The 15,511-nt window shown below is 62.1% G+C and carries 14 protein-coding genes; all 14 read right to left on the bottom strand.

The features are described 5' to 3' along the window. Positions 1-47: 47 nt before the first annotated feature. Positions 48-1,445 carry a multicopper oxidase family protein gene (locus D3870_RS02630; protein WP_119736437.1) on the bottom strand — a complete coding sequence of 466 codons (1,398 nt, stop codon included), beginning with the start codon at positions 1,443-1,445 and terminating at the stop codon, positions 48-50. An 11-nt stretch (positions 1,446-1,456) separates the two neighbouring features. Then, positions 1,457-2,875: a TolC family protein gene (locus D3870_RS02625; RefSeq protein ID WP_242489837.1), complete on the bottom strand. Its 1,419-nt coding sequence runs from the start codon at positions 2,873-2,875 to the stop codon at positions 1,457-1,459. Continuing rightward, the gene (locus D3870_RS02620) at positions 2,872-3,201 is read right to left on the bottom strand and encodes a hypothetical protein (RefSeq protein ID WP_147375689.1); all 330 of its coding nucleotides are present in this window, start codon (positions 3,199-3,201) and stop codon (positions 2,872-2,874) included. Before D3870_RS02620 ends, D3870_RS02625 begins: the two co-directional genes overlap by 4 nt. 103 nt (positions 3,202-3,304) lie before the next feature. Further along, complete coding sequence (locus D3870_RS02615; RefSeq protein ID WP_119736433.1) at positions 3,305-3,751, bottom strand: hypothetical protein; 447 nt, start codon at positions 3,749-3,751, stop codon at positions 3,305-3,307. A 247-nt stretch (positions 3,752-3,998) separates the two neighbouring features. Next, entirely contained in the window at positions 3,999-4,505 is a 507-nt protein-coding gene (locus D3870_RS02610) for a peroxiredoxin (protein WP_119741568.1), read from the bottom strand. Positions 4,506-4,649: 144 nt separating this feature from the next. Next, complete coding sequence (gene ftsZ, locus D3870_RS02605; RefSeq protein ID WP_119736431.1) at positions 4,650-5,837, bottom strand: cell division protein FtsZ; 1,188 nt, start codon at positions 5,835-5,837, stop codon at positions 4,650-4,652. Between the two features lie 123 nt (positions 5,838-5,960). Further along, a complete protein-coding gene (gene ftsA / locus D3870_RS02600) occupies positions 5,961-7,193 on the bottom strand; it encodes a cell division protein FtsA (RefSeq protein WP_119736429.1) in 1,233 nt (410 codons plus the stop codon). Between the two features lie 159 nt (positions 7,194-7,352). Beyond that, a complete protein-coding gene (locus D3870_RS02595; protein WP_119736427.1) occupies positions 7,353-8,144 on the bottom strand; it encodes a cell division protein FtsQ/DivIB in 792 nt (263 codons plus the stop codon). 19 nt (positions 8,145-8,163) lie between these two features. Next, positions 8,164-9,135, bottom strand: coding sequence for a D-alanine--D-alanine ligase (locus tag D3870_RS02590; protein WP_119736425.1), 972 nt, complete (start codon positions 9,133-9,135; stop codon positions 8,164-8,166). A gap of 32 nt (positions 9,136-9,167) precedes the next feature. Beyond that, positions 9,168-10,553: a UDP-N-acetylmuramate--L-alanine ligase gene (gene murC / locus D3870_RS02585; RefSeq protein ID WP_119736423.1), complete on the bottom strand. Its 1,386-nt coding sequence runs from the start codon at positions 10,551-10,553 to the stop codon at positions 9,168-9,170. After that, complete coding sequence (gene murG / locus D3870_RS02580; protein ID WP_119736421.1) at positions 10,550-11,626, bottom strand: undecaprenyldiphospho-muramoylpentapeptide beta-N-acetylglucosaminyltransferase; 1,077 nt, start codon at positions 11,624-11,626, stop codon at positions 10,550-10,552. Before murG ends, murC begins: the two co-directional genes overlap by 4 nt. After that, a complete protein-coding gene (ftsW, locus tag D3870_RS02575) occupies positions 11,623-12,831 on the bottom strand; it encodes a putative lipid II flippase FtsW (RefSeq protein ID WP_119736419.1) in 1,209 nt (402 codons plus the stop codon). Before ftsW ends, murG begins: the two co-directional genes overlap by 4 nt. Further along, positions 12,828-14,342: a UDP-N-acetylmuramoyl-L-alanine--D-glutamate ligase gene (gene murD, locus D3870_RS02570; RefSeq protein ID WP_119736418.1), complete on the bottom strand. Its 1,515-nt coding sequence runs from the start codon at positions 14,340-14,342 to the stop codon at positions 12,828-12,830. The genes ftsW and murD overlap by 4 nt, the downstream gene beginning before the upstream one ends. Continuing rightward, complete coding sequence (gene mraY / locus D3870_RS02565; protein WP_119736416.1) at positions 14,342-15,511, bottom strand: phospho-N-acetylmuramoyl-pentapeptide-transferase; 1,170 nt, start codon at positions 15,509-15,511, stop codon at positions 14,342-14,344. Before mraY ends, murD begins: the two co-directional genes overlap by 1 nt.

The following is a 15,511-nucleotide window of genomic DNA, read 5'->3' as shown; positions in this document are numbered from 1 at the left end:
ATCCATGTGATCCTCGTTAAGTAATGTCGTATTGATGAAAACGGTTTTCAATGATGGCCAGCGTGGCCGGATGGCTTGCGCACGTTCATTTCAATCGTTCCTTGTCTGCCCTCGGCCGGCATCGACTGACCGCCCGCCGAATCGCTGCGCGCCGCTTGCGGTGTTTCCCCCTTCCATTCGTAGGCAAGCGTGCCGGCGGGATGCTTGTACCAGCCGGGGTCCTTGTAATCGCCTGGCTTCTGATCCTTGCGCACCTTGACGACGGTGAACATGCCGCCCATCTCGACGCTGCCGAACGGCCCCTGCCCGCCCATCATCGGCAGCGTGTTGTCGGGCAGCGGCATTTCCATCTCGCCCATGTCGGCCATGCCGCGTTCGCCCATCACCATGTAGTCGGGCACCAGCTTGTTGATCTTCTGGACGATGCCGCGCTGATCGACGCCGATCATGGTCGGCACGTTGTGCCCCATCGCGTTCATGGTGTGATGCGACTTGTGACAGTGGAAGGCCCAGTCGCCGGGGTCAGTCGCGTCAAATTCGATGGCGCGCATCTGGCCGACGGCGATGTCGGTGGTGACTTCCGGCCAGCGTGATGCGGGCGGGGTCCAGCCGCCATCGGTGCCGGCGACGACGAATTCGTGGCCGTGCAGGTGGATGGGATGATTGGTCATCGTCAGGTTGCCGACGCGGATGCGCACGCGGTCGCCTTGACGCACGTTCATGGAGTCGATACCGGGGAAGACGCGGCTGTTGAAGGTGAACAGATTGAAGTCGAGCATCGTGTTGACTTTCGGCGTGTAGCTGCCTGGATCGATATCGTAATTGTTCAGCAGGAAAACAAAATCACGGTCGACGCGCATGGAGCCCGGATTCTTCGGATGCGTGACCCAGAAGCCCATCATGCCCATCGCCATCTGCGTCATCTCGTCCGCATGCGGGTGGTACATGAAGGTGCCGGGGCGCCTGGCGACGAATTCGTAGACGAAGGTCTTGCCCGGCTGGATGCCGGGTTGCGTCAAGCCGGTAACGCCGTCCATGCCGTTCGGCAGGCGCTGACCGTGCCAGTGGATGCTGGTGTGTTCCGGCAGCTTGTTCGTCACGAAGATGCGCACGCGGTCGCCTTCGACCACCTCGATGGTCGGGCCGGGCGACTGGCCGTTGTAGCCCCACAGGTTTGCCTTCATGCCGGGCGCGAGTTCTCGCACGACCGGCTCGGCGACGAGGTGGAATTCCTTGACGCCATTGTTCATGCGCCATGGCAGCGACCAGCCGTTCAGCGTGACGACCGGGTTGTACGGCCGGCCGTTGGGTGGGGCCAGCGGCGGTTGCGTGGCTGCGCTGCTCATCACCGGCGCTTCGGGGAGCGACGCCGCGCCCGCGCGAGTGACGAGTCCCGCGCCGACGAGTGCACCGGCACCCATGAAAAAATCTCTGCGTGAAACCATTGCTTGTCCCCTTAATGTGCTTGTGCAGCGGTCTGGCTGGAAGCCTGACCTCGCATTGGTGTGGAAGCGCCGCCCGTGCCATTCACAGCTGACTGCAAATCGGTGTCGGCCACCCAGAAATCGCGCTGTGCTTCGATCGCGGCATTGACGCTGTTGATCTGGTCGCGCGCATCGGCCAGCAGCTCGAACACGCTGGCCAGCATGCCGTTGTAGCGCAGCAGCATTTCATCCGAAATCCTCTTGCGCAGCGGAACGACCTCGTCGCGGTAATGCTTCGCAAGATCGTAGGAAGTGCGATAGGCGGAATAGGATTCGCGCACTTCGGAACGGGCGCGCACCGCGATGTCCGCCGTGCGATGGAGCGATTGCATGTACACCGCTTCCGCCCGTGCAGTCTTCGCGCCGCCCCAATCGAAGATCGGCAGCTCCAGCTCGATTTCATAACCGTTTTCACGCGGCGCATCGGTCGTGCTCTTGTTGGCGTAGCCGGCGTGCAGGACGTTGATGAAGCCGGTCGCTTTCGTCAGCCCCAACGCACTGGCTGTCGCCTCGGTGTCGTACTTCGCCATCTGGATATCGAGTCGCTGTCGCATCGCTTGCGCTTCGATATCGTTGATGGCACCGACTTCTTTCGGGAGGTCCGGCAATCTGTCGGGCAGTTGAAACGCAGTCCCCGCACCCCACACGCCCATCAGGCGCGCCAACTGTTCGCGCGCGGCGATGGCATTGTGCTTCGCACGCGCGATCTGCGCAGTGGCATCGGCGTGGAACGCCTGCTCGCGGGCCTGGTCGAGCTTGCTCCAGTTGCCGACCTTCGCCATGCGCTTTGCAAGCTCGGCGCTCGCTTCGGCCGCCATGCCGACTTGCTCCATGTACTGCGCGGTCTGCTGCGCTGCGACTGCATTGAAATACGCCTTGCGCGTCTCCGCAACGAGGCGTACCGCCTGCGATGCAGCCTGCAACCTGGCTTGCTCGAAGCGTCGGCCTTCAATATCGCGGCGGATCGGAATGGTCAGCAAACCGACAATATCGAACATGATGCCGCGTTCGATTTCGAGTTCATCGCCGCCGCGCATCCTTCCGAAGGAAAAGCCGGGGTTGCGCATGCGGCCGGCCTGCACCAGATCGGATTCGGCAATGCCCAGTTCGGCGAGCGAGGCTTGCAGTGCCCTGTTGTTCTGTAGCGCGATCTGCACAGCCGTGTCGGGCGTCAGAGGCTTGCTCAACAACTGATGCACATTGTTCTCGATGGTTTCCGTATTGCTGCCCGGCCTGGCGAACTGCACCGTCTGGCCGGTGCGCTCGGCTGTCATGGCTGACACGGCATCGAGCCCGCCATCCTTGGAGAAAGTCGCGCACCCGGTCAGCACGACGGCTGTCAGTCCAATGGACAGCGGCCTCGCGCCTGACATGATTGATTGAAAAATCATCGTTCCATTCCTTTGTTCGAGTGGTGTCCGCCGTGGTGTGCGGGCATCTCCCTGGTTGGCGCGGGCGCACCTCCGTTGACATGACCGGCGTGTCCTCGGAGTTTTTCCATTTCATTGTTGGCGGCACGCCATGCCTTGTCCGGCGACTCCTGTTCTTCGCTTGCGGTTTGATAGTTCTTGAATGCGGACTCATAGGCCGTCGCGGGCACGGAAGCGTCCGCATCGGCCGGATCTGATTGATGCTGTTTTTGTTGAGCAGCAGCGGAGAACGGCAACGACGCCAACAACGCCAACGCCGCTACTGCGAGCCAGTGTGAAAATGACATGCTTTCCTCGAAATCGATTAGGGGCGTGCGAAGGCACGCAACTCATGCGAGCGGCATGGGCAGCGGACGAGTGAAGTCCGATGCAGTTCGTGCGCTCTGTCGATCAGGCGGAAATGGGTTTGGGAGGACGTTCGAGGCCGGCCGGAACATGGCCGGTGACCAGCGGTGATGGAGAAACGACGACGTTCTCCGAACTGCTGTACGCAGGAGTCAGGAATGAAACCGAGGGTGGCGCGACTGCGCCGACGCAGCAAGCGGCACAAGCGCTGCAATATGCGCTTTGTCCTGCGGTTTTGCCGGATGATGCCTCGTCATCCGGCGCAGGCTGGGAATCAATCGATGCGTGTTGGACCGAAGATTCATGCCCACCGTCATGGTGGTGATGCTCTTGCGCCGCATCGGCATCGTGATGATGATCCTCCGCAACGGTAACGGACAATGCGCTGTGATGTCCCGGGCCGCACGATGCCTTCATGGCTGCAGCCAGTCCCTGCACGGGCAGTGCAAGGACCATGAACAGCAGCAGCATTGTCTTGAGGAGGCGGATCATTTCGGTTATCGGATACGGATGCAGTGCGTGTTTGCCACGATATCTGGCAATACTTTAAGCCTTCCCATGCAGGGAAGGTCAAGCGTTTCGACGAAATGTTTGCAGAAAATTCCGTCTGAGGAACTTTCCCGCATTCGATGAGCAGTCCATTCCAGATACGGGATCCTGTACGCACTGCAACAATGTTCCGGCACTGCGCGAAAAAAAACGGCGCTTGCCGCGCCGTTTTCTGTACATGCTGGAGCCATTACCCCAGTTGCTTCAGCAGCGTTTCCGCATTCGACACTTCGAACTTGCCCGGCGCTTCGATGTTCAACTGCTTGACGACACCATCTTCCACCAGCATCGAGTAACGCTGCGAACGCGTGCCCATACCGAACTTGCTGAAATCCGCATCAAGGCCGAGCGCCTTGCTGAATGCGGCATTGCCGTCAGCCATCATGCGCACGATGCCGGTCGCCTTTTGATCGCGACCCCATGCGCCCATCACGAAGGCGTCGTTGACCGAGATGCACCAGATTTCATCGACGCCCTTGGCATTGAGTTCCTTCGCGTGCGCGACGTATCCAGGTACGTGCTTGGCCGAGCAGGTCGGTGTGTATGCGCCCGGCAAGCCAAAGATCGCGATCTTCTTGCCCTTGGTCAGTTCGCTGACGTTGAAGTTGTTCGGGCCGAGCGAACAACCTTCCGTTTCGACTTCGATGAATTCAGAAAGTGCGCCTTCCGGCAGGCGGTCGCCGATGTTGATTGTCATGGTGAGGTCCTTTGAACTAGATGGAATTTCCAAAAGAAAACGCCGCACCACCGATGGTGCGGCGTACAAACCGCAGTATGCCTTTTTCTTGCCGGCTTTGCAGTGATGTTGCCCCATTCCCTCGTTACGGAAAGGGGCTCTCCATCAATCCGCCTGCTTGCGCAGGAAGGCCGGAATGTCGTAGGTTTCCATGCCGTTCTTTTCCAGCGCGCGCACGGTATCGGACGCGGATTCGCGACGCCATACCGCCGGTGCCTTCAATCCTTCGAACGAAGGGGAAGGCGCAGCGTGGCCGATGCCCTGTGCCATGCCGCCGGCCATGATCGGCTCGTTGTGCGTGCCGGTGCGCAGTACGGGCGTCTGCACCAATTGCACGTTCTTGCGCGCACGGCCGAGACCGGTCGCTACCACGGTCACACGGATGTCGTCGCCCATCTTGTCGTCGTACGCGATGCCTTGCGCAATTGACGCATCGGGTGCGGCGAAGGCACGCACGGTCGCCATGACCTCCTTGATTTCCTTGCCCTTCAGGCTGCGGCTGGCAGTGACATTGACCAGCACGCCCCGCGCGCCGGACAGGTCGATGCCGTCCAGCAGCGGCGACGCCACAGCTTGTTCAGCTGCGATGCGTGCGCGATCGACGCCAGAGGCGGTCGCTGTTCCCATCATGGCCTTGCCCTGCTCGCCCATGATGGTCTTGACGTCGTTGAAGTCGACGTTGATGTGGCCCGGCACGTTGATGATTTCCGCGATGCCGGCAACGGCGTTGTTCAGCACGTCGTCGGCGTGTTGCAGCCATTCGATCATGCTGTCGTCTTCGTAGATCTCTTCGAGTTTTTCGTTGAGGATCACGATCAGCGAATCGACGTGCTGGGACAGCGCTTCCAGACCTTCGTCGGCGAGTTCCATGCACTTCGCACCTTCGTACGAGAACGGCTTGGACACCACGGCCACGGTCAGCGCGCCCTGCTCCTTCGCCACTTGCGCAACGATCGGTGCCGCGCCCGTGCCTGTACCGCCGCCCATGCCGGCCGCGATGAAGACCATGTGCGCGCCGCGCAATGCGTCCTCGATGCGCGGTCGGGAATCTTCCGCCAGTTTGCGGCCGACTTCCGGCTTCATGCCCGCGCCCAGGCCGGTTTCGCCGATCTGGATCACGTTGTTCGCCTTGGACTGGGCCAGGGCTTGCGCATCGGTGTTGGCGGCGATGAACTCGACGCCGGAAACACCCTTGTTGATCATGTGTTGCACGGCATTTCCCCCTGCGCCGCCGACACCGACGACCTTGATCACGGTGCCTTGTGATGCATTGTCGAGCATATCGATTTCCATGATGACTCCCTTATCAAAGATGCAGTTGTCAGTCGTTAGTCACCACGCGGTGTGGCGACTAGCAACTGCAAACTGCGGTTTGTTACAGACATTATTGTTTTGATGCAATGAACCAGATACGACTTAAAAATTACCTAAAAACCACTCCTTCATGCGCTGCCAGATCGCCTTCACCGAGCCATCCTGGCGTGTGACGATATGACCGCGCAGATACTGCTTCTTCGCTTCCAGCAACAGACCGAGAACCGTTGAATAACGCGGGCTGCGCACGACATCCGCGAGCTGGCCGTTGTATTCGGGAACACCCAGGCGGGCCGGCTTCAGGAAGATGTCTTCCGCCAGCTCCACCATGCCGGGCATCATTGCCGTGCCGCCGGTCAGCACGATGCCGGACGACAGCACTTCTTCGTAGCCCGACTCGCGCACCACCTGGTGCACCAGCGCGAACAACTCTTCCACGCGCGGCTCGATCACTGCCGCCAGCGCCTGGCGCGACAGGGTACGCGTGCCGCGATCGCCCAGCCCCGGCACTTCCAGCGTCTCGTTCGGATCGGCCAGCACCTGCTTCGATACGCCGTAACGCAGCTTGATCTCTTCCGCTTCCGCCGTCGGCGTGCGCAAGGCCATCGCCACGTCGTTGGTGATCTGGTCGCCCGCGATCGGGATCACCGCCGTGTGGCGAATCGCGCCTTCGGTGAATATCGCGACGTCGGTGGTGCCGCCGCCGATGTCGATCAGCACGACGCCCAGCTCCTTCTCGTCCGGCGTCAGGACCGAATCGGCGGATGCCATCGGCTGCAGGATCAGGTCCGACACTTCCAGCCCGCAGCGCCGCACGCACTTGACGATGTTCTGCACTGCGGATACCGCGCCGGTGACGATGTGCACCTTCACTTCGAGGCGGATGCCGCTCATGCCGATCGGCTCGCGCACGTCTTCCTGGCTATCGACGATGAATTCCTGCGGCACCGTGTGCAACAGTTGCTGGTCGGTCGGAATGTTGACCGCTTTGGCTGTCTCGATCACGCGCGCAACGTCGGTGGAAGTAACTTCCCTATCCTTGATCGCCACCATGCCGCTGGAATTGAAGCTGCGGATATGGCTGCCGGCGATGCCGGTGTAGACATTCCGGATCTTGCAGTCGGCCATCAATTCGGCTTCTTCGAGCGCGCGCTGGATCGATTCGACCGTCGCCTCGATGTTGACGACGACACCTTTCTTCAGCCCCTTGGATTCCTGTTGGCCCAACCCGATGACCTCATGCCTCCCGTTGGGCATGACTTCCGCCACCACCGCCACCACTTTCGAAGTGCCGATGTCGAGGCCGACGATCAGATTTTTTGCGTCTTTTGTCATGTCGTTCCGCTTACTTTTTTTGAGGGGCTGTCACGGGGTAACTGGTGCATTTTGGCGGGCATGGCCGGATGCGATGCAAGGCGTCCGATGTGCCGCAGTGCGAGCACTGCAAACAGCGGACAACGCCGCAGCGCGCCGGTCATGCCCGGAAAAAATGTGTCAGTTACCTCGTGGCAGTCCCTTTTTGTCCAATCCGAACACCAGTCCATGCGCTTTCAGAGCCAACCCGTTCGGATAACGCATATCCACGCTTTCAATCCTGTCCTGCAGCCGCGCGACCAGTTCCGGATAAATCCCGACCAGCCGGTCGACGCGGTCCTTCAATGTCGTGCTGCTCTGTTCACGTCCAAGCTCGACCGTCATGCCGTTGTTGAGCTTGACGGTCCATGCATAGCGGCCGGACAGCTGCAACGACTCGGGCTCCAGCTTGACGGGCGCAAACCATTGCTGCAATTCCCGGTACCGCACCACCACTTCCTTTTCGCTGCCTTCCGGCCCGCGGAATTCGACCAGTTCGCCATCCTCTTCCGCCTCGGCCAGATTGGCGGTGAACACATCGCCCTTCGCCGACAACAGGCGTCCATCGTCGCCCCAGGTGCCGAGCGGCTCGTGCTCTTCCAGCGACACGATCAGCCGGTTCGGCCATTCGCGCCGCACCGATGCCTTGCGCACCCAGGGCACCGCCTCGAACGCCTGACGCACCGCATTCAGGTCCGTCGTGAAGAAATTGCCCTTGATGTGCGGTACTGCCGTATTCCTGACGGTCGATGCGCTGACGTGGCGCAATTCCTGCAACTCTGCCCCCTGCTGCATGCCCTGGATCGTGATGACCTTGAGCGTGAATATCGGACGCTGCGTCAACCACCACACGCCGGATGCCAGCAAGCTCAAGGCGAGCAGACCCAGCAGGGCGTTGGTTGTTGCATTCAGCATTCGAACGTCATGCCACATGGTCGTTGGCTATCCCTTGCTAGACTGGTTTCCAGTCTTTCGACGAATGCAGATCGAGATCCGCCGACCTCAGGATCTCCACGCACAAATCCTCGTAGCTGACTCCCGCCGCCTTGGCCGACATCGGCACCAGCGAATGCCCCGTCATGCCCGGCGAGGTATTGATCTCTAGCAGATACGGTGCGTTGTCGGTCGCGCGCAGCATGAAATCCACCCGCGCCCAACCGGTGCAGCCGATCGCATTGAAGGCGCGCACCGCCAGCGTCTGAATCTTTTGCGTCAGCGCATCGTCCAGCGGCGCGGGACACAGGTACTGCGTGTCGTCGCTGAAATACTTGTTCTGATAATCGTAGTTGCCCTGCGGCGCGCGGATCTCCACGATCGGCAAGGCGCGCGCATTGCGCCCCGCGCCGAGCACCGGCACGGTCAGTTCGCGTCCGGCGATGAACTCCTCCGCCAGCACGACCTCATCGTATTTGGCGCAAAGTTCGAAACCGCCCTGCATATCAGCAGCGCTGGTCACCTTGCTGATGCCGATCGTCGAGCCTTCATGCGGCGCTTTCAGCATCAGGGGCAGGCCGAGTTCGTCCGGCACCTTGCGCAACTCCTCGACGGATGCGGTCTTCGAATCGAGCACGATGAAGCGCGGCGTCGGCAGGCCGTGACTGAGCCAGATGCGCTTGGACATCACCTTGTCCATGCCGATCGACGACCCCATCACGCCCGAGCCGGTATAGGGAATGCCGAGCTGTTCCAGCGCGCCCTGCAAGGTGCCATCCTCGCCGTAGCGACCATGCAGTGCGATGAAGACGCGGTCGAACTTTTCCGCGGCCAGCTCTGCCAGGCTGCGTTGCGCAGGGTCGAATCCGTGCGCGTCGATACCCTTGCTCTGCAAGGCTGCCAGCACGCCGCCGCCCGACATGAGCGACACTTCACGCTCGGCGGAACGGCCGCCGAACAGCACGCCGACTTTTCCGAATTCACTTGTCATTGCTTTTGCACTCATGATTGAACCTGCATTACTCAACTTGCCTGCGCCAGTTTTCCCGGCACGCCGCTGATCGAACCCGCGCCCATCGTGATCACGACATCGCCATCGCGCGCCGTGTTCATGATCGCGTCCGGCATGTCGGCGATGTCTTCCACGAAAATAGGCTCCACCTTGCCCACCACGCGCAGCGCATGCGCCAGGGCGCGGCCGTCGGCAGCGACGATCGGCTGCTCACCGGCGGCATAGACTTCGGCCAGCACCAAGGCATCGGCCGTTGACAGCACCTTGACGAAATCCTCGAACAGATCGCGCGTGCGGGTGTAGCGATGCGGCTGGAACGCCAGCACCAGCCGCCTCCCCGGGAAGGCACCGCGTGCGGCAGCCAGCGTCGCGGCGGTTTCGACCGGATGATGTCCGTAGTCGTCCACTAGCGTGAACGCGCCACCGCCCGGAAGGTTGACTTCGCCGTAGCGCGTGAAGCGCCGGCCGACGCCGCGGAACTCCGACAGCGCCTTTTGCGTCGCGCTGTCGGCCACGCCGATTTCGCGCGCAATCGCAATCGCAGCGCAGGCGTTCTGCACGTTGTGCATGCCGGGCTGATGCAGGCGCACCGTCATCGGCTCGTAACCATCCTGCAGCACGGTGAATTCCATGTGGCTGTTGACCGCCTTCGCATCGACCGCGCGTACCTGCGCATCCTCGCGGAAGCCGTAGGTGAGAATGGGCTTGGAGATGAAGGGCATGATCTCGCGCACGTTCGCGTCGTCGATGCACAGCATCACCACGCCGTAGAAAGGCAGCCGCTGCGTGAAATCGACAAACGCATGCTTGAGCTTGGCGAAGCTGTGATCATAGGTTTCCATATGATCGGCATCGATGTTGGTGATGACCTCGATGCAGGGCGACAGATTCAGGAACGAGGCGTCGGACTCGTCGGCTTCGGCGACGATGAAGTCCCCCGCGCCGAGTTGTGCGTTCGCGCCGACGCTGTTCAGGCGTCCGCCGATGACGAAAGTCGGATCGAGCCCGCCTTCGGCCAGCACACTCGCCACCAGGCTGGTGGTGGTGGTCTTGCCATGCGTGCCGGCAATCGCGATGCCCTGCTTCAGGCGCATCAGTTCCGCCAGCATGATCGCGCGCGGCACGATCGGGATGCGTTTCGCACGCGCAGCAACGACTTCCGGGTTGTCCTGCTTGACGGCGGTCGAGGTCACGACCGCGTCCGCGCCCTCGATGTTCTGCGCGGCATGGCCCTGCGTCACTTTCGCGCCCAGTTGCGCGAGACGCTGCGTGGCCGCGTTGCTGCCCAGATCGGAACCGGAAACGGTATAGCCGAGGTTGAGCAGCACTTCGGCGATGCCGCTCATGCCGGAACCGCCGATGCCGACGAAGTGAATGTTTTTTACCTTGTGTTTCATGTCTTGTTACTCAATTCTTCCAATACATCCGCAATCGCCTCGTTCGCCTGCCGCCTTCCGATGGCGTGAGCTGCCTCCGCCATTGCCAGGCAGCGTTCGCGTGTCAGCGACTGCAACAAATCCGCCAGTTTTTCCGGCGTCAGTTCCGTTTGCGGCAGATGGATGGCTGCATCCTGGCCGGCCATCCACTGCGCGTTATCGCGTTGATGCGAAGTGGTCGATGCGACCAGCGGCACCAGCACGCTGGCGACGCCGGCCGCCGTCAGTTCCGACACGGTGATCGCGCCGGCGCGGCAGATCACCAGGTCCGCGTCCGCATAGCGGCGCGGCATGTCGTCGATGAAATCCAGCACCTCGGCCTGCACCTGCGCTTTTGCGTACGCGGCGCGCAAGGCGTCGATGTGCTGTTTGCCCGACTGGTGCGTGACCGTCGGTCGCAACTCCGCCGGAATGCGCGCCAGCGCGGCAGGCAGGGACTCGTTCAGCACTCTCGCGCCGAGGCTGCCGCCCACCACCAGCAAGCGCAACGGGCCGCTGCGGCCCGGATAACGCTGCGCCGGCAATGGCAGCGCGATGATTTCCTGGCGCACCGGATTGCCGGTGACAATCGCCTTGCCGGCAGCACTGCCGAAATCAGCGGGAAAGCCGAACAGGACGCGCTTTGCCAGCGGCGCGAGCGTCTTGTTCGACAGCAGCAGAGCCGCGTCCGCATTCACCAGCACCAGCGGCACGCCACGCAACTTCGCCATCGCACCGCCCGGCACGGTGACATAGCCGCCCATGCCCAGCACGACATCGGGCCTGCGGCGTCCGATGATGTTGAAGCAGCGGACAAAACCGGCCGCCATCTTGAACACGCCGCGCACCGTGTGCATCAAGCCCTTGCCGCGCAGTCCGGCGAAGTCGATCGAATCCATCTCGACCTTGTGCTTCGGCACGATGTCGCGCTCCATGCCGTGCATGGTGCCGAGCCACGATACCTGCCAGCCGCGCTCGCGCATCGTCTGCGCAATCGCGAGGCCGGGGAAGATATGACCGCCGGTGCCGGCTGCCATGATCAGGAGACGTTTCATACGCGCCCTCCCCGCATCAGGACTCTGTTCTCATAGTCGATGCGCAGCAAGATAGCCAGGCCGACGCAGTTGATCATCACGCCCGATCCGCCGTAACTCATCAGCGGCAGGGTCAATCCCTTGGTCGGCAGAAGGCCGAGGTTGACGCCCATGTTGATGAACGCCTGCACCCCGATCCAGATGCCGATGCCCTTCGCTGCGAGGCCCGCGAAGGTGAGGTCCATCGCAATGGCCTGACGGCCGATTTCGAATGCGCGCTTGATGATCCAGTAGAACATGACGACGACCACCAGCACGCCGGCAAAGCCGAGCTCCTCGCCGATCACCGCAAGCAGGAAGTCGGTATGCGCTTCCGGCAGGTAATGCAGTTTCTCGACGCTGCCGCCGAGTCCGACCCCGAACAGTTCGCCGCGGCCGAAGGCGATCAGCGAATGCGAAAGCTGATACGCCTTGCCGAGCGCGTTTTCCTCCTGCCACGGATTCAGGTACGCGAAGATGCGTTCGCGCCGCCAGGGCGACAGCAGGATCACCATCGAGAACATGCCGACCAGGGTCACGCCGATGCCGCCGAACCAGATGCCGTTGATGCCGCCCAGGAACAGGATGCCCATCGCGATGCACACGATCACGCCGAATGCGCCGAGGTCCGGCTCCAGCAGCAACAGCAGCCCGACAAAGCCGATCGCCGCCGCCATCGGCAGAAAGCCCTTGGTCAGCTTGTGCATGAACTGCTGCTTGCGCACGGTGTAGTCGGCTGCGTATAGCACCACGAACAGCTTCATCATTTCCGACGGCTGCAGGTTGAATACCTTGAACGACAGCCAGCGCCGCGCGCCGTTGACGCCCTTGCCGATACCCGGCACCAGCACCAGCACCAGCAGCACCATGGTGGCGACGAACAGATAAGGCGCGAGGCGCTGCCACGTCTCGATCCGCACGCGGAACGCCAGCAGAGCGGCGAACAGCGCGACGCCGATGAAGGTGGCCTGCCGCATCAGAAAATGCGAGTTCTTGTAGTTCGCATATTTCGGCGAATCGGGCAGCGAGATCGATGCCGAATACACCATCACCATGCCGAACAGCATCAACAGCACCACGACCCAGGCCAGCGGCTGGTCGTATTCCATCATCTTCGAACGCTGGGCGAGCGTGCCCACCGGCTGGCGCGCCGTTGCGGAAGAAAAGGATGGCAGTGCGAATCTCATGCGATCACCTCGCCGCGCGACAGCGCAATCTCGCGCACTGTATCGACGAATACCTGTGCCCGATGCGCATAGTTGCGGAACATGTCGAAGCTGGCGCAGGCGGGCGACAGCAATACCGCATCTCCGGCCTGCGCCAGTTCGGCGGCCTTGTGCACCGCCGCTTCCAGCGTCTCGCAATCGATCAGCGCGATGCCGGACTGCGCAAGCGCGACGCGCATCACCAGTGCATCGCGACCGATCAGCAGCACCGCGCGCACATACTTCGCAACCGGCTCGGCCAGCGGTGAAAAATCCTGGCCCTTGCCCTCGCCTCCCGCGATCAGCACCAGGCGGCTGGAGCCGCCCAGCATCGGACCGAGTCCGTTCAAGGCGGCCACCGTCGCGCCGACATTCGTGCCCTTGCTGTCGTCGTAGTAATCCGCGCCGCCGACGTTCGCCACCATTTCCACCCGGTGCGGCTCGCCGTGATAGTCGCGCAAGCCGTGCAGCAAGGGCGCGAGCGGCAGACCGATCGCGCGACACAGGGCCAGCGCGGCCACGGCATTGATCGCGTTGTGCAGGCCACGAATCTTCAGCGCATCGACCGGCATCAGGCGGTTGACCATGATCGGCAACTCGACGCTGTCCTTCTTGCGGCGACGCTTGTCGTTGCCACTTGTGCCATCCTCGGCTGCGGCCGCAACCGCCAGCCATTGCATGCCGTTGTCGTCGACCAGCCCGAAGCTGTCGTGACGGTCCGGCTCATCCGCGCCGAACGTGATCACAGATGCCAGCGGCGACGCCATCTGCATCACTCTCGCGTCATCGCGGTTCAGCAGACGAATGGTGTGCGCGCCGAAGATGCGCGCCTTGTCCTCGGCATAGGCGTCCATGTCGCCATGCCAGTCGAGATGGTCCTGCGTGACGTTGAGCACGGTCGCCACGTCGGCTTGCAGGCTGCGCGTCCAGTGCAGCTGGAAGCTCGACAGCTCCAGCACCCACGCCTGCGGCAGCTCGCCGCCATCGAGCGCGGCGCGCAGCACATCGAGCGCGGCGGGACTGATGTTGCCGGCGACTTGCGTCTTGAGTCCGGCGCGCTGGCACAGCAGACCGGTCAGACTGGTGACGGTGGTCTTGCCGTTGGTGCCGGTGATCGCAATCACCTTCGGCGCATACTCGCGCTCGGCGCGCAGTGCGGCGAGCGCCTGCGCGAACAGTTCGATTTCACCCCACAAGGGAATGTTCTTTTCCTGCGCGGCGGGAATGATGTCCGTCAGTTCACGCGTCGGCGCAAGGCCCGGGCTGACTGCCACGAAATCGACTCCCTCCAGCAGGCCGGCGCCGAATGCGCCGCCGACGAATGCGGCGTCCGGCACCGCTGCGCGCAGGTCCGCCAGACGCTGCATCAGTTGCGACTCGTCGCGCGTGTCGGCCACGCGCAAGGTCGCGCCGCAGCGTGCGAGCCACAGCGCCATTGCCAGCCCGGATTCGCCGAGCCCGAGAACGAGAACGTGTTTGCCGTCGTAGTTCATCAGCGCAGCTTCAAGGTTGAGAGTCCGAACAACACCAGGATCATCGTGACGATCCAGAACCGCACCACGACCTTCGTTTCCTTCCAGCCCTTCTGTTCGAAATGATGATGCAGCGGCGCCATCAGCAGGATGCGGCGGCCGACGCCGAAGCGCGCTTTCGTGTACTTGAAATAGCCGACCTGCAGCATGACCGACAGCGTCTCGACGACGAAGATGCCACCCATGATGAACAGCACGATTTCCTGCCGCACGATGACCGCGATCGTGCCGAGCGCGCCGCCCAGCGCCAGCGCGCCGACGTCACCCATGAACACCTCCGCCGGATGCGCGTTGAACCAGAGGAAGGCCAGCCCCGCACCCGCCATCGCGCCGCAGAAGATCAGCAGCTCTGCCGACCCCGGAATGTGCGGAATGAACAGGTACTTCGAATAGATCGCGCTGCCGGTCAGGTAGGCGATCAGTCCCAGCGCCGAACCGACCATCACGGTCGGCATGATCGCCAGTCCGTCGAGGCCGTCCGTCAGATTGACCGCATTGCTGGTGCCGACGATGACGAAGTAGGTCAGCGCGATGAAGCCCCACACGCCGAGCGGATAGCTGATGGTCTTGAAGAAGGGCACGATCAGGTCGGCCTTCGGCGGCAGGTCGAGATTGAAGCCGGACTGCACCCATTCAATGAACAGATTCCATACCTGCGTATTGGTCGGCGCGGACACCGAGAACGCGAGATACAGCGCTGCGGCAATGCCGATCAGCGATTGCCAGAAGTATTTTTCCTTCGACGACATGCCGTCCGGGTTCTTGTAGACCACCTTGCGGTAGTCGTCGACCCAGCCGATCGCGCCGTAGCCGAGCGTCACGACCAGCACCACCCAGACGAAGCGGTTGCTCCAGTCGGACCACAGCAAGGTGGAAATGCCGATCGCGAGCAGGATCAGCGCACCGCCCATCGTCGGCGTGCCGGACTTGATCAGGTGCGTTTGCGGACCGTTGGTACGCACCGCCTGCCCGACCTTCAGGCGCGTCAGCATGCGAATCACGGCCGGACCCGCGAAGAGCCCGATCGCCAATGCGGTGAGCGTGGCGAACACGGCGCGGAAAGTGATGAAGTTGAAGACCCGCAACGGGCCGAGATCCTGTTGAAAGTATTGTGCCAACCAAAGCAGCAT

This window comes from Noviherbaspirillum cavernae (assembly GCF_003590875.1).
Taxonomy (GTDB): domain Bacteria; phylum Pseudomonadota; class Gammaproteobacteria; order Burkholderiales; family Burkholderiaceae_D; genus Noviherbaspirillum; species Noviherbaspirillum cavernae.
Note: the sequence above shows the minus strand (reverse complement) of the source record. Positions and strands in the feature narration are given on the sequence as shown.

Excerpts from the sequence above, each read along its gene's own strand:
- D3870_RS02630 (WP_119736437.1), bottom strand. The coding sequence starts at position 1,445 with ATGGTTTCACGCAGAGATTTTTTCATGGGTGCCGGTGCACTCGTCGGC.
- D3870_RS02595 (WP_119736427.1), bottom strand. The coding sequence starts at position 8,144 with ATGTGGCATGACGTTCGAATGCTGAATGCAACAACCAACGCCCTGCTG.
- D3870_RS02625 (WP_242489837.1), bottom strand. The coding sequence starts at position 2,875 with ATGATTTTTCAATCAATCATGTCAGGCGCGAGGCCGCTGTCCATTGGA.
- D3870_RS02610 (WP_119741568.1), bottom strand. The coding sequence starts at position 4,505 with ATGACAATCAACATCGGCGACCGCCTGCCGGAAGGCGCACTTTCTGAA.
- ftsA (WP_119736429.1), bottom strand. The coding sequence starts at position 7,193 with ATGACAAAAGACGCAAAAAATCTGATCGTCGGCCTCGACATCGGCACT.
- D3870_RS02615 (WP_119736433.1), bottom strand. The coding sequence starts at position 3,751 with ATGATCCGCCTCCTCAAGACAATGCTGCTGCTGTTCATGGTCCTTGCA.
- murG (WP_119736421.1), bottom strand. The coding sequence starts at position 11,626 with ATGAAACGTCTCCTGATCATGGCAGCCGGCACCGGCGGTCATATCTTC.
- murD (WP_119736418.1), bottom strand. The coding sequence starts at position 14,342 with ATGAACTACGACGGCAAACACGTTCTCGTTCTCGGGCTCGGCGAATCC.
- ftsZ (WP_119736431.1), bottom strand. The coding sequence starts at position 5,837 with ATGGAAATCGATATGCTCGACAATGCATCACAAGGCACCGTGATCAAG.
- mraY (WP_119736416.1), bottom strand. The coding sequence starts at position 15,511 with ATGCTGCTTTGGTTGGCACAATACTTTCAACAGGATCTCGGCCCGTTG.
- murC (WP_119736423.1), bottom strand. The coding sequence starts at position 10,553 with ATGAAACACAAGGTAAAAAACATTCACTTCGTCGGCATCGGCGGTTCC.
- D3870_RS02620 (WP_147375689.1), bottom strand. The coding sequence starts at position 3,201 with ATGTCATTTTCACACTGGCTCGCAGTAGCGGCGTTGGCGTTGTTGGCG.
- D3870_RS02590 (WP_119736425.1), bottom strand. The coding sequence starts at position 9,135 with ATGACAAGTGAATTCGGAAAAGTCGGCGTGCTGTTCGGCGGCCGTTCC.
- ftsW (WP_119736419.1), bottom strand. The coding sequence starts at position 12,831 with ATGAGATTCGCACTGCCATCCTTTTCTTCCGCAACGGCGCGCCAGCCG.